The following is a 13,077-nucleotide window of genomic DNA, read 5'->3' on the forward strand; positions in this document are numbered from 1 at the left end:
CATTCAGGTGTCGCTTAATTGACAAATTTTAAGAGAAATTAAACTTCTTTTGACCTATTTTTGTCAATAGATAGATGAAAAGTCAGTTAGATGATAATGTTTTAATTGATAGATTTTTAGCCGGCGATACGAAGGCTTTTAATCTGCTTGTCGAAAAATATAAAAGGAAAATCTATCTGACTGTTTATAGATTGCTCGGAAATCATGAAGACGCCAGTGACATTACTCAAGAAGTCATAATTAAAATGTATAATGAATTAAAAAATTTTAGACGTGAGTCATCAATTTATACTTGGATTTATAGGATAGCGACAAATTTATCGTTGAATGAGTTAAAAAGGCGAAAAATTAGAAGTTTTTTTGATTTTGATGAACTTGAAGAATGGTTATTTAAGGATGAAAAACAATCACCCGAATTAAGCTTTAGAGAAAATGAATTGTCTAATAAAATACAGGAAGCGATAAATAAGCTTCCAGAAAAACAAAGAACAGTATTTACTTTAAGATATTATGATGGTCTTTCTTATGAGGAAATTTCTGAAATACTTGGGACTTCAGTCGGTGCTTTGAAAGCAAATTACTTTCATGCAATCAATAAATTGCAAAAGGAGTTGAAAGATGTTCTGTGATGATTACAAAAAATTAATGATCGAATATTTTGATACGGGTCTAAAAGATCAAGATAAAATCCGTCTCGATGAACACCTCGAAATTTGCAGCTCTTGCAAAATGGAGTTTAATGAACTTGAAAAACTATTTAATTCATTGGAAAGAGAAAATCAAATCGTGTTAGTGGAAAGCGAAAAGTATATTCAATCAATTGATGTAGATGAGATTATTGCGCGAAAGAAAAAAAGGAAATGGTTTGAATTTCAATTCAGTCAATCAATAGCTTTTGCTCTAATTCTCTTAGTTTCCATTGTGATTTATTTTAACTTAACAAAGGTGAATAACCTGAACAATAAAAGTTTAAATGGTGAACTAACTATGAGCGAAACAACAACAAACGATTTTTTAGGAGATTATATTAATCAAGATTATCTATATGAAAATGTTGATGAAACAATTCTATCTCAATCTGATTACTTCAAAGATGTATTAAATTTCATTGATGAATTAGAATCTTTAGCCTTTACTAATCAAGATTTATTAATCGGAACTGAAACCGAGATAAATAAAATTGATGAAAATGATGTGGACGAAATAATAGCCCAATTAGAAAATAAAAAATTCTTAGGAGAATAAGATATGAGAATCATTTTAAGCTTTTTGGTTTTAATGTTTGTATTTAATCAGGTGAATGCCCAGCAATGGGGAATGCGTGATAACCAGAGAAAGAAATTGGAAGAATTCAAAAAAATTAAGTTGATAGAGGAGCTTGATTTAAATCAAGATGAATCTACTCGGTTTTTCGCTTTATATAATGAGCACCAGAAAAAGGTTCGAGATATTCAAAAGGAAAGAGATAAAGTTATCGATCAAATTGAAAGATTGATCAAAGATGAAAACAAATTTCAACCTAAAAAATTTGAAGAGCTTGAGCAAAGATTGAATGAACTTGAACAGGAATTATTTAGAAACCGAACGGAGTTTCATTCAAATATCAAAAATGTTCTATCCCCATATAAAGTTGCAAAGTATTATGTTTTTGAACGACAATTTATGCGTGAAGTAAATAAACTTTTGATGATGAGAAGGGGTAGACAACTGCCTGAAGAATAAAATTTTGGGAGATTAAAATTAAAAAAGAAGTTTTCTGCGTTCTTCACATTTGATCAAATCTTGTAATTTTTTTTTCAAAGTAATATTTTTGCACCAGTTCTTTGCGGAAGTGGTGGAACTGGTAGACACACCATCTTGAGGGGGTGGCGCCGAGAGGCGTGCGGGTTCAAGTCCCGCCTTCCGCACAAAATTTTTTGTAGAGTTAACTTTAAATCCATCATAATCATAATAAACGGAGCTAAAATATGAAGTTGTTTCGAGCGTTTGCTATAATCATTTTATTTACTTTATCACTTCAAGCTCAAGAAATGAATCCCGAGGCAGCCAAATTATATAATGACGGTAATCAAAAAATGAAAGAAGGAAATTTTTCGGCTGCACTTCAGCTTTATGAACAGGCATTAAAAATTCAAAAAGATTATAGAATTCTCTATCAGAAGGGAATTGCCCATAGAAGGATGAATCAACTTGATCAAGCCTATAATGATCTAACAGAAGCACTCAAACTCAAACCTGATTTTGATTTAGCTTATAATGCACTTGGAACACTGGAATACACTCGTGGAAATTATGAGCAATCGGTTAACAATTTTCTTAAGACACTTGAACTCACCAAAAATGCCCAGCTGAAAAATCAGGTTGAAAAAAATATCTCCCTCTCTTATCTAAAACTTGGAGATCAGTACTTAAAGAATTTTGAATATGAAAAAGCAATTGATAATCTTAAAAAAGCCATTCAATATGATCAAAAAAATGATGCTGCTTATTTAGCTCTTGCGCGAGCTTATGTTGAAACTGGCAAATATGATGATGCGCTTGTTTCAGCAGACAATGCATTAAAATACCGAAACAAAATTCCTAAAGGTGGAATTTATTATTACAAAGGTCTGGCTCTCAAGAATCTTGGAAAGTTAAACGAAGCCAAAGCAGCATTTGAAGAAGGAAAAAAAGATCCAACCTACAAAGCAGTTTGTGATTACGAGATTAAAAACCTCCCTAAACAATAACTGATAAATAGAAAGCCGCCTCTTGCAGGCGGTTTTCTGTTTTAAATTGTTATTGCAAATCTTTTTGAATGGGTTTATCTTTATTTCAAAAACTATGAATGAATTTCAATCACTTCTAATCTTAGCTGCAATCACTATCTCGTTGCTCATCTTGTTTGAATTTCTTGCGAGAAAAAATGTTATAACTAAAAACCTTTCCCGAAAATTATTGCATATTACAACAGGCTTTATTGTTGTTTATCTTCCTTTTGTTGTACAAAATTTCTGGCTCGTTGTTTTTGTCGGGACAGCATTTAGTATCTCGAATTTTATTTTAATTAAAAAGCATTTAATCAAACAAATAAACGATACAGGAACTGTAAATTGGGGGATTTTTTATTATCCACTTTCTTTTTTGATATGCACTTTGCTTTTCTGGAATGTAAATAAATTCATAATCAGTTTGAGCTTTTTGATTTTTTCAATTGGAGATGCATTTGCTGCACTTGTTGGAAATTATTCGTCAATTAAATATCTGACACGCATTACCAAAGAGCCAAAGACTTTTAATGGTGTGATTGCGTTTGTACTAAGTTCTTTTTTCCTTCTATGGATTGTAAAAGTTTTTCTGTGGGAAAAATTGAATTTTATAGATTATAATTGGTTAGAGTTTTCTTTCCTTGCTTTAATATTTTCCTTGCTCGGGGGAATTACTGAAGCGGTTAGTACTAAAGGTACAGATAATCTTAGCTTACCTATTATACTTTCGTCAGCAACAATGATGTTTTTTGTAAAAGGGATTGATTTAAGCTCATTTGTTCTCGCATTTGTTCTTGCATTTTTGATTTCAATCTTTTCATATAAAATGAAATTTCTTGATCTGGGTGGTTCAGCTGTAACTTTTCTTTTGGCGGTTTTCATATTTGGAATTGGAGGATGGAAATGGACAATTCCGATTCTTACATTCTTCATTTTCTCATCGCTTCTCTCAAAAATTGCTGAAAGAATAAGCAAAAAAGATGTGAGTTCAATTTTTGAAAAAGGGAGTCAAAGGGATTATAAACAAGTCCTTGCAAATGGCGGGGTACCTTTGCTTATTATTGTTTTAGGTAATTTGGTACCATTGAAAATTGATTGGTATTCGATCTACTTGCTTTCGATTGCAATTGCTACTGCTAATACCTGGTCGACTGAATTTGGAACTCTCTTCGCAAAGAATGTCTATTTGATTACAAATTTCAGAAAGGTTACACCAGGAATTTCTGGAGGGATTTCATTTATCGGTACTTTGGGCGGTGTTTTAGGCTCTATTTTGATCATCTTAAGCGCAGGATTTTTTATTCCATTAAATCTTAAAATTTTTCTTTCAATTGTTTTCTTCGCATTGCTTGGTAATTTGTTTGATAGTCTAATGGGTGCAACGATTCAGGTAATTTACAAATGTTCGATTTGCGGAAAATTAACAGAGAAGAAGTTTCATTGTTCTAAAGAAACTGATTATCACAAAGGCATAAAGTTCATTGATAATGATATGGTTAATTTAGGTTCGGTTTTTTTCATAAGTTTAGTTTATTTCCTATTTTTGATTGTATGAGAAGGCTAATTTTTATAATAATTATAGTATCTTTTCGTCTACTATTTGCTCAAACATCGATTGATAAATTTGAAAGAGGGCTAAGACTTTACGAGGAGGGATTTTATGCTGAGGCTTATCAGATATTTAATGAAATTAAAGAAAGCAAAGAATTAAGCTATGAATCATTAGCTCAAATTTATTTTCTTCTTGGTGAGATAAAATACAGATTAAATGAATTTGTTGAAGCTACCTTCGATCTGGAAAATTATGTAATTAAATTTCCTTATGATAAAAATTATGATCTTGCTCTCTTAAAGTTAGGTCAAATTTATTTTACTCTTGGGGTTTTTACTAATGCTGAGAAATTCCTGATTAAGCTAATTGAAAATGTCCCTGACAGCAGATACATAGGTCTTGCTCACTACTGGTTGGGTGAAGTTTATTCTGCCCAGGATAGATTTGAAGATGCTGAAAAAAATTTTCTTGAAGCTTTAAGTTATAAAGAATCAAATACAAAACTCGATCACACCTATTTTTCTCTTGGTTATCTATATGAAAAATTAAAATTATATGATAAGGCTGAGTATTACTATGAAAGTCTGATAATGAGTTTTCCAAATTCTCAACTTACTCCGCTTGGACTTGTAAGAGTTGCACTTGCTCATTACATCAACGGAAATTATAATAAAGCAATTTCGCGATTAAACGATCCAAAGGTTCGCTCACTTTCACAACAAAATCTCGCTGAAGCTTATTACATTCTTGCCAATAGTTATTATAAGATTGGAAAGTTTTATGAAGCTCAAGTAGAATTTCAGAATGTTGTTAATAGATATCCAGACTCAAAAATGGTAAGACCCGCAAAGTATGGTCTTGCTTGGTCTTTCTATCAACAAAATAAATTCGAACAAGCTCATAGAGTCTTTAAAGATTTAAGCACAGGTGATGATTCATTAGCTGAGAGGTCACTTTACTGGCTTGGATTTATCAGCAGAAACCTTGAAAACAATCAAAGAGCCATTCAAGAATTTTCAGGTTACATCTCAAAATATCCTTCAAGTGAATTTACTTCGAAAGCTAAATTTCAAATTGGTTTGATAAACTACGAATTAAAGAAATATCAGGATGCAGAGCGGTTCTTGATTGAAGTTATCGAAGACACTTTAGATGAAAAAACTCGTGCAAGTGCGGCACTTTTACTCGGTACAATTTCGATGGATAGAAAAAACTTCCGTGTGGCAAAAACCAATTTTGAACTTGCTGTAAGTTTAATTGATGAAAATGACGAAGATTTTTCTGATGCTTTACTTGGGCTCGCCATTTCTAATTTTTATTTGAATAATTTTGATGCAACTATTTTTATTGCCAATAGAATTTTAAGTAGAAAGAATTTCAGAGATGAGGACAAAGTTAGATTTTATCTTGCTGAATCCTATTTCACACTTAATCAATACAATAATGCAATTAAAGAGTATGAACGGGTGATAAAATTAACGAACGATGAATTATTGAAAGAGTTATCAACCTATGGTTTAATCTATTGCAATTTCAACACAAAAAATTATTCAAAAGTGATTCAGTTAGCTCAACAATTTCTTGATAATTTCACCTATTCGAAATATTACAATGAAGTCAAATTAAGGCTTGCAGATTCTTATTATGCTCAGAAAAATTTTGCAAAAGCAAGCCAGCTTTATCGTGACTATTTTTCCGATCCTGATGCACGGGGAAGTGATTATGTTTCTTATCAACTTTCACAGGCTCTCTTCAGAGCAGGAAATCTTGAGGGTGCAATTGATGAACTGAAAAGATTCTTGAATCAGTATCCAGCCTCACGATATGCTGATGAAGTTCAATATTTAATTGGCTGGATTAGATTTAAGCAAGGGAAATATGAAACGAGTATCGAAGAATATAGGAAGCTCATTAATTCGTTCCCAAATTCTCCAATTGTACCTCTTGCATATTACTCAATTGGGGATGCTTATTTCAATCTCGGTTTGTATGATAAAGCAATAGCAAGCTATGACCAGGTTTTGAAAAACTATCCAAATTCTCAATTTGTTATCGATGCAATGAATGGAATTCAATACGCTTATGTTGCTCAGGGTAAAATTGATCTTGCAGCTCAGGTGATAACAGATTTTGTATTTTCAAATCCAGGAAATCCACATCTCGATAAGCTTCTAATTAAAAAAGGAGATTTGTATTTATCGCAAAGAAGATACCAGGAGGCAATTTCTGCATATAGAGAATTTATTTCATTTTTCCCCAATAGTTCATTAACTACAAGTGCATATTATTCAATTGCGAAAGCTTTTGTCCAGCTAAAATCTTATGATGATGCAATTTTCAATCTTTCAATCATTATAAGAAATTATTCAAACGATGAACTTGCCGATGATGCAATTCTTGAACTTGGCAACATTTACAGAACTTTGAATAGATTTGATGATGCTATTGAACAATTCCAGAATTTGATTCAGAATTATCCAAAGTCAAATTTGATTGCCGAAGCAAATTACTGGCTGGGTAAAGCGTATCTTGAAAAAGGCGATTTAACAAATGCTAAGTCAAAATTTTTAGAAGTCTCTTCGAGATTTAAAGAATCGGGTTTTTATTCCAGAGCATTGTTTGATCTTGGTAAAATTGAGTATGAAGCCAGACCAGATACCGCTCTAAATTATTTCAAAAAAGTAGTGGAATTACGAAACGATGAATTTGGAGCTGAAAGTCAATATCTAATTGGTGAAATCTTATTAAAGAAAAAGAATTATCAAGATGCAATTGCAGAATATCTAAAATTAAGATATGCATTTGCAGGTTATACAGATTGGCTTGTAAAAGGTTTATTTAAAGTTGCACAGATTTATGAAACAATTAAAGACAAAAAGAAAGCAAGAGAATTTTATAATGAAGTTGCCAAACTTGATCCAAAAGGTGAATTAGGACAAGCAGCGAAAAATAAGTTGAGAAGATTGCGATGAAAAAGATTTTATTTATTTTATTTATAAACACAGCTGTTCTTCTCGCTCAGCGTGATACAATTAAATCGAAAATTCCTGAGATCGAATTACCTGATTTTGTGATAACTGGACAAGCAACAGTTGAGCTTCCACGTCAAAATAAAGCCACTCCCGATTTAATTGTTCCGCTTTCAAAAGAGTTTATTTTGCCAAGAATTAAAATTCAAGAATTAAGACTTGAAGGTTTATCTGATCCATCAAGACAGCAGCCTTCAATTGTTGATACATCAATTAAATACTCGGGAAGGATAAAAACTGCTGCTGGAATTTATTCACTCCCTGAAGCTGAAATTTTTTATTATGGTCGATTAAGGAATATCTTATTTGCAGCTGGTGGTAATTTTGAGAATAGCAGAGATTACGAAAAAAATTCAAAGTACCTGAAGACAAATTTCTTCCTGAATAATTCTCTCATCATTCAAAAAGAAAAAGAACCGCCTGCAAGATTAAACGTCAATGGCGCGTTTGATTATTTCAAATATTCTAATTTCAAATCTTTCTCATCCGACACATTTAATAACATAACAAACTTAAATATTAATGGTTCTCTCGAAAACTTATTCTATCGTGAATTCAATTTAAATTTTGGTGGTAATTTCGATTATCAAAAACTTAGCCGGTGGGATTTTTCATTTGCAGAAATCAGCGCATTTGGAACTTTAAAATCAACATTTGAACATTTTGAATTAACCGCATCGGCTCATCCTTATCTGTATAAAGTCTCGAAAAATTTAACAGAAAATTCTCTAATTCTTTCAGCTTATGGAGAGTTATATTTTAGAAAATTATTCAATGTAATGAATATCGTTACAAGATTGGATTATCAAAGTGAAAAAGAAAATAACAGTCAATTTCTTGCACCGAGCACTCGAATTGGCTTTGGATTAAGTGATTATTGGACACTAACATTATTCTATGAAAACAAATTGTTAAATAAAACACCAATTAATCTGTGGAATGAAAATCCTTATCTTGACTCAGCCTCTTTTAATTACTCAATTGAAAGGATTAAAAATAAATTTGGATTTGGAACAATCATTTACTTTGACAGATCAAGCAATTTGAAATTTGAACTTTCTAGATATAATGTTGCTGGTAAAAATGTGTTTATAGTAGATACAACTAACACTGGATATTTCAAAATTCAAAAACTCGAAACAGAAACGATTGAATTAAATACTTTTCTTTTTGTTGATTTAAATCGATATGGAGATCTGCTGCTCAACTTAAAATATATAAACTCAAGATTAAAGCTTACAACAAGGCAGGAACCACATAATCCAGCATTTCAATCTAAATTGTCCTATGGATATAGGTTTGCATTCCCACTTTATTTAAGATTAAGTTTTTTGTATAATTCAGTTAGTTACGGTGATATTAATCATCAGATAGAAATCGAGCCATATACAGATATTGAATTTAGTGCTGATTATCAATTAGTAAAATTTTTAAATGCTGGAATTGAATTGAAAAACATTTTGAACAAAAAGAATTATAGGTGGTTTAATTATCAACAAAAACCAATTGATTTTCAAATTTATTTGAAAGCAAGATTTTAATGAACAAAAGTGACTTAATTGCACAAATAGCGAAAGAAACAAACCTCACTCAAAAGAGAGTAGGCGAAATTTTAGATGCAATCCTTGAATCTATTATTGAAGTTGTAAAAGAAAGTGGTTCTATAACTTTTACGAATTTTGGAAAATTTGAAAAAAGATTAAGAAAAGAAAGAAAAGGCGTAAATCCAAAAACAGGAGATTTAATTTTAATTCCACCTAAAGAAGTTTTTATCTTTAAACCATCTAAAAACATTTTTAAGACTGAGTAATGGATCGCAAAGAATTTTTAGAAAAAGTTTCTTCTAAGATTGGTGCTGATGTAAAGGAAGTTGAACAAGTTTTCCAGAAATTTATTGATTCAGTCACAGCAGCACTCAGAGATGGTGAAAAAGTTAGCCTTGGAAATTTTGGTACTTTTTCTCCGAAGATCACGAAAGCTACAAAAAAATTCAGTGCCCTTTTAAATCGTGAGATTGAAATTCCAGAAAAGTTCACCATCTCATTTTCACCAGCTTCAAAAGTAGCTGAGGAAATTAATTTAAAGTATAAGGATGAAAAACCAACCGTAATTAAAGAAGCATCCGAACGGGAAATTGAAAAGAAGGTAGAGATTATGGCACAAGAAAAGGAATCTTCAGAAACTGATAAACAAGCAGAAGAAATTTCAAAATTGGAAGAGAAAACTTTAGAAGAAAAGCTTGAGCCTGAAGAAGAAAAAGATATTAGCTTATCAGCTGAGTTAATGGAAGTATTAAAAGAGGTCGAGGAAAAACTTCAGGAGGAAGAACAAGCGGAGCAACTATCAACTATTCCTGAGGTACACGAAACAAAAGAAGAAAAAGAGGAGGTTTCACAAATGCCCGAAATGAACCTCAATCAAGATAAACCAAAATTTACATTTGGGGAAGATTTAACATCTCAACCAATTGGCTCGGGAAGTTACCAATCACCATCTTCAACGAGTGGAGCTGGACCAGCACCATCAAGTGCAGGACGAGAAAGTTCAGGTGCATTATGGATAACATTAATTATATTATTGATTGGTATCATTGGAGTTGGTATTTATTGGGCTTTAAGTTCGGATGTAACAGAAAGCAAAAAAGAACCTGTAGTTGAGCTAAAAAAAGAAACAACCCCACCTGTTGTAATTGAGAAAAAACCACAAACTGCAGGCAAAAAACAAATTATCATTGCACCAGAAGAATATTCATCTATTCCACCTGATACATCAATCAAGCAAAAATCTAACCTAATTGTTGAAGAACCTATCACAGAGAAAAAAGAAACAGTAACAGAAACTTCGAAAACTCCTGCTAAGACAGAAATTGTTAAACCAGAAACAAAAACAACTGTAACTCAGAAAGTAAAACCAATTCAAAGAAAAACAGTTGTTACCAAATCTATTGCGAGGAAGGCACCTGTTTCTTCGCAGGGTGATTACTTTATCCAGGTGAATTCTTATAGTGAGAAAAGATTTGCCGATGCATTTGCAAAGGATTTAAGGAACAAGGGATATCGTGCGTTTGTAGAAGTGAGCGATGTTCCAGGATTTGGTAGAATGTACAGAGTAAAGGTTGGTTTTTATTTGGATGAAGATGCAGCTGCGAAAGATTATCATAATTTAAGATTATTACTCAAAAAAGAAGATATATACGTAGATAGGAGATAATTTGTAATATGGATTTACTTACAGGATTTTTAAAGGGTGGGCTACTTATGTGGCCCATTCTTTTATGTTCAATAATTACAATTGGAATAGTAATCGAAAGATATTTTGTTTTGAGGCAGGCTTCTGTCAATGTTCCTCGTTTTATGATTCAAATTCGAGAATTAATGAAAAAAGGAGACATTGTCGAAGCCATTAATTATTGTTCAGAATATAATTCACCAATTGCAAATATTATTCGCAAAGGACTTTCCAAATATCATTTCGGAATGGAAAGAATCAAAGAATCGATTGAAAGTGCAGGTAAACAAGAAATTTATAAACTCGAAAAAGGATTGTCTGTTCTTGCAACAATATCTGGTGTTGCACCTTTGCTTGGATTTCTTGGTACAGTGACTGGAATGATTTCAGCTTTTATGAGAATTGAATCTCTTGGTGGAAATGCTTCGCCTTCTGATCTTGCTGGTGGAATTTGGGAAGCATTGCTCACAACTGCATTTGGTCTTTCTGTAGGAATTATTGCTTATCTATTCTATAATTATTTCGTTACAAGAATTAATAAACTGATTTCGGAAATGGAGATTACCTCTACTGATTTTATTGACGTTCTATACGAAAAAGAACATGGTAAGATGAAATGAAGTTTGAATCGGAAACTAAATTGTTAACAGCTTTTAATTATTCGTCACTTACTGATATTGTGATGCTTTTATTGATTTTCTTTCTCCTTACATCTCAATTTGTTATAACGACTGGTGTGCAGGTAAAATTACCGAAATCTGAAACTTCTGAACCTGTTAATGAAAATCAATTTATAGTTACAATTACAAAAACAAACGATATTTACTTTGGAAGTGAAAGAATTAGTTTAGGTGAACTTGCTGATAAAATAATTAAATCACCCGAACAGCAAAGAGAACGAAATCTTGTAATTAAAGCTGATAAAGAAGTCCCAATAGAAATTTTAATTAAAGTTATTGACATTGCTAAAAGTTCAGGTATAAATAAGTTTACGATTGCGACTGAAAAAGAAAGTTTATGAAAAGATTTTTGTCTAATCGAAGAAATGCATTTATCGTCTCATTTCTTCTTCATACAGTTTTATTAATTTTCTTCTCGTTTGTAACTCTTGGGACAACAATCGAAGAACTTGAATATGTAACTGTTGATTTTGGTAGTCCCGGTTCTGGCAAAATGGGCGAATCACCATTAAGCGAAAAAGCCAATACAGCTCTTGAGGAACAAAAAGAAATTTCCGAAGAATCAAAACAAAAAGTAGAAACACCTAAAATCAGACAAGAATTTGATGAAGTCATTCAAAAGAACAATAAACCTGAAGAAGATAAAAGAAAAATAGAGAGAGCGAAACAATCTGAAAATATTTCCAAAAATGTTTCTAAGAATTCAGAAGGTGAACAGCCATTTGGTTCAAGCGGTTACAGCTTTGATTGGGGTGGCAGAGGAACAAGAAAAATTTTAAGATGGGAAAAACCTAAATTTCCCGAAGGTGTTCAGAAAGAAATTGATATTAAAATAAAATTTACAATCCTTCCCGATGGTTCGGTTGTGTCCCCTGTTCCATTAATTAAAGCAGATACTCAACTTGAAGATGCCGCCATTCAGGCATTAAAAACATGGAAATTTGAACCATTAAGACCAAATCAAATTCAATTTGAACAGACGGTAATTATTACCATACCGTATAGATTAGAATGAATTAAATAAGTGATTCTTTCCCCTTTTTCCCGCGCCCACGAAAATATGTCGTGTAAAAGAAATATTCGAAGATGGTTACAATAGTAAGTGATATTGTATCTCTATTATAAAATTTACCAAAACCTTCTGGCGGGAAAATTAGAGATGCAACCAAATAAGATATTGTCCATCCCACTGAGAAAATTATTCCAACAAAAATTAAAATTAAAACAGCTGCACCCAACCCCTCATCTTGCCATCTCTTTGTGAAAACATACAGAGCAAAAATAAAATGAATATAAAAGAGAAATATAGCTATCATAGTTAAGTGAATGTTTATTTAAAATTAAGAAAAAGAATCTCTTATTATCCTTTTTTTGATGTTTGATACTCCAAGTAATGCTCCAATAGTCGCAAAGATTGAATTGACAATTGTTGCATTAAAGAATAACATAAATGATAATAATGCAGAAAATCTCTTTTCATCGATTTCTTTTGAAATGCTGTAAATTAAATCGGGCATTTTCATATCTGGTAAATACTGCTGCATAAGGACAATAGAATCGTAGACTGGATTATCCTTCGATACCAGAATAAGAAGAGACTGGAATATGGATTCGAAAAATCCTGAAATAAAACCAATCAAGATCCCAATTTGAAAACCATCAGATTTTTCGATATTAAATTCGGGGTGTTTCTTCATCTGCAAATAAAAAAGATTAACACTGAAAAGTCCCGCTAAAGGCGCGAGTAAACAACAAGTTGTTATTTGAATAATGGGGACAACACTTAAAACAGCTAAACTGAAACCAGCAACTAATGAAGGTAAGAATTTCTCTTTTCTCAT

General features: G+C 31.9%; 14 protein-coding genes and 1 tRNA gene. 13 read left to right on the plus strand and 2 right to left on the minus strand.

Annotation, left to right across the window (positions count from 1 at the left end; genetic code table 11):
- Nucleotides 1-74: 74 nt before the first annotated feature.
- From HPY57_06660 to HPY57_06720, 13 genes are all read left to right on the plus strand, one after another.
- Nucleotides 75-629 carry a sigma-70 family RNA polymerase sigma factor gene (locus tag HPY57_06660; GenBank protein NPV11454.1) on the plus strand — a complete coding sequence of 185 codons (555 nt, stop codon included), beginning with the start codon at nucleotides 75-77 and terminating at the stop codon, nucleotides 627-629.
- Nucleotides 619-1,245 (plus strand): hypothetical protein, encoded by a 627-nt coding sequence (locus HPY57_06665; protein NPV11455.1) that lies wholly within the window; start codon nucleotides 619-621, stop codon nucleotides 1,243-1,245. Before HPY57_06660 ends, HPY57_06665 begins: the two co-directional genes overlap by 11 nt.
- Nucleotides 1,246-1,248: 3 nt before the next feature.
- Entirely contained in the window at nucleotides 1,249-1,722 is a 474-nt protein-coding gene (locus HPY57_06670; protein NPV11456.1) for a hypothetical protein, read from the plus strand.
- Nucleotides 1,723-1,825: 103 nt separating this feature from the next.
- A tRNA-Leu gene (locus tag HPY57_06675) sits at nucleotides 1,826-1,907 on the plus strand.
- A gap of 60 nt (nucleotides 1,908-1,967) precedes the next feature.
- Nucleotides 1,968-2,729, plus strand: coding sequence for a tetratricopeptide repeat protein (locus HPY57_06680; GenBank protein NPV11457.1), 762 nt, complete (start codon nucleotides 1,968-1,970; stop codon nucleotides 2,727-2,729).
- A gap of 94 nt (nucleotides 2,730-2,823) precedes the next feature.
- Entirely contained in the window at nucleotides 2,824-4,302 is a 1,479-nt protein-coding gene (locus HPY57_06685; GenBank protein NPV11458.1) for a DUF92 domain-containing protein, read from the plus strand.
- Nucleotides 4,299-7,271 carry a tetratricopeptide repeat protein gene (locus HPY57_06690; GenBank protein ID NPV11459.1) on the plus strand — a complete coding sequence of 991 codons (2,973 nt, stop codon included), beginning with the start codon at nucleotides 4,299-4,301 and terminating at the stop codon, nucleotides 7,269-7,271. The genes HPY57_06685 and HPY57_06690 overlap by 4 nt, the downstream gene beginning before the upstream one ends.
- Nucleotides 7,268-8,869: a hypothetical protein gene (locus tag HPY57_06695; GenBank protein ID NPV11460.1), complete on the plus strand. Its 1,602-nt coding sequence runs from the start codon at nucleotides 7,268-7,270 to the stop codon at nucleotides 8,867-8,869. The genes HPY57_06690 and HPY57_06695 overlap by 4 nt, the downstream gene beginning before the upstream one ends.
- Nucleotides 8,869-9,138 (plus strand): HU family DNA-binding protein, encoded by a 270-nt coding sequence (locus HPY57_06700; protein NPV11461.1) that lies wholly within the window; start codon nucleotides 8,869-8,871, stop codon nucleotides 9,136-9,138. The genes HPY57_06695 and HPY57_06700 overlap by 1 nt, the downstream gene beginning before the upstream one ends.
- Nucleotides 9,138-10,538 carry a hypothetical protein gene (locus HPY57_06705; protein ID NPV11462.1) on the plus strand — a complete coding sequence of 467 codons (1,401 nt, stop codon included), beginning with the start codon at nucleotides 9,138-9,140 and terminating at the stop codon, nucleotides 10,536-10,538. Before HPY57_06700 ends, HPY57_06705 begins: the two co-directional genes overlap by 1 nt.
- Before the next feature lie 8 nt (nucleotides 10,539-10,546).
- Nucleotides 10,547-11,176 carry a MotA/TolQ/ExbB proton channel family protein gene (locus tag HPY57_06710; protein NPV11463.1) on the plus strand — a complete coding sequence of 210 codons (630 nt, stop codon included), beginning with the start codon at nucleotides 10,547-10,549 and terminating at the stop codon, nucleotides 11,174-11,176.
- Nucleotides 11,173-11,577: a biopolymer transporter ExbD gene (locus HPY57_06715; GenBank protein ID NPV11464.1), complete on the plus strand. Its 405-nt coding sequence runs from the start codon at nucleotides 11,173-11,175 to the stop codon at nucleotides 11,575-11,577. Before HPY57_06710 ends, HPY57_06715 begins: the two co-directional genes overlap by 4 nt.
- Complete coding sequence (locus HPY57_06720) at nucleotides 11,574-12,251, plus strand: TonB family protein (GenBank protein NPV11465.1); 678 nt, start codon at nucleotides 11,574-11,576, stop codon at nucleotides 12,249-12,251. Before HPY57_06715 ends, HPY57_06720 begins: the two co-directional genes overlap by 4 nt.
- A 1-nt stretch (nucleotide 12,252) precedes the next feature.
- Here HPY57_06720 and HPY57_06725 read toward each other — a convergent pair whose 3' ends face one another.
- Together HPY57_06725 and HPY57_06730 are read right to left on the minus strand one after the other, a co-directional pair.
- Nucleotides 12,253-12,552 (minus strand): hypothetical protein, encoded by a 300-nt coding sequence (locus tag HPY57_06725; protein ID NPV11466.1) that lies wholly within the window; start codon nucleotides 12,550-12,552, stop codon nucleotides 12,253-12,255.
- Between the two features lie 24 nt (nucleotides 12,553-12,576).
- Nucleotides 12,577-13,077, minus strand: coding sequence for a hypothetical protein (locus tag HPY57_06730; protein NPV11467.1), 501 nt, complete (start codon nucleotides 13,075-13,077; stop codon nucleotides 12,577-12,579).

The organism is Ignavibacteria bacterium (genome assembly GCA_013177855.1).
In the GTDB taxonomy this organism is placed as follows: domain Bacteria; phylum Bacteroidota; class Ignavibacteria; order Ch128b; family Ch128b; genus Ch128b.

What these genes read in the sequence shown, in the direction of transcription:
- HPY57_06690 (NPV11459.1), top strand. Translation starts at nt 4,299, where the DNA reads ATGAGAAGGCTAATTTTTATAATAATTATAGTATCTTTTCGTCTACTA.
- HPY57_06695 (NPV11460.1), top strand. Translation starts at nt 7,268, where the DNA reads ATGAAAAAGATTTTATTTATTTTATTTATAAACACAGCTGTTCTTCTC.
- HPY57_06665 (NPV11455.1), top strand. Translation starts at nt 619, where the DNA reads ATGTTCTGTGATGATTACAAAAAATTAATGATCGAATATTTTGATACG.
- HPY57_06725 (NPV11466.1), bottom strand. Translation starts at nt 12,552, where the DNA reads ATGATAGCTATATTTCTCTTTTATATTCATTTTATTTTTGCTCTGTAT.
- HPY57_06715 (NPV11464.1), top strand. Translation starts at nt 11,173, where the DNA reads ATGAAGTTTGAATCGGAAACTAAATTGTTAACAGCTTTTAATTATTCG.
- HPY57_06680 (NPV11457.1), top strand. Translation starts at nt 1,968, where the DNA reads ATGAAGTTGTTTCGAGCGTTTGCTATAATCATTTTATTTACTTTATCA.
- HPY57_06670 (NPV11456.1), top strand. Translation starts at nt 1,249, where the DNA reads ATGAGAATCATTTTAAGCTTTTTGGTTTTAATGTTTGTATTTAATCAG.
- HPY57_06720 (NPV11465.1), top strand. Translation starts at nt 11,574, where the DNA reads ATGAAAAGATTTTTGTCTAATCGAAGAAATGCATTTATCGTCTCATTT.
- HPY57_06710 (NPV11463.1), top strand. Translation starts at nt 10,547, where the DNA reads ATGGATTTACTTACAGGATTTTTAAAGGGTGGGCTACTTATGTGGCCC.
- HPY57_06685 (NPV11458.1), top strand. Translation starts at nt 2,824, where the DNA reads ATGAATGAATTTCAATCACTTCTAATCTTAGCTGCAATCACTATCTCG.
- HPY57_06700 (NPV11461.1), top strand. Translation starts at nt 8,869, where the DNA reads ATGAACAAAAGTGACTTAATTGCACAAATAGCGAAAGAAACAAACCTC.
- HPY57_06705 (NPV11462.1), top strand. Translation starts at nt 9,138, where the DNA reads ATGGATCGCAAAGAATTTTTAGAAAAAGTTTCTTCTAAGATTGGTGCT.
- HPY57_06660 (NPV11454.1), top strand. Translation starts at nt 75, where the DNA reads ATGAAAAGTCAGTTAGATGATAATGTTTTAATTGATAGATTTTTAGCC.
- HPY57_06730 (NPV11467.1), bottom strand. Translation starts at nt 13,077, where the DNA reads ATGAGAAAAGAGAAATTCTTACCTTCATTAGTTGCTGGTTTCAGTTTA.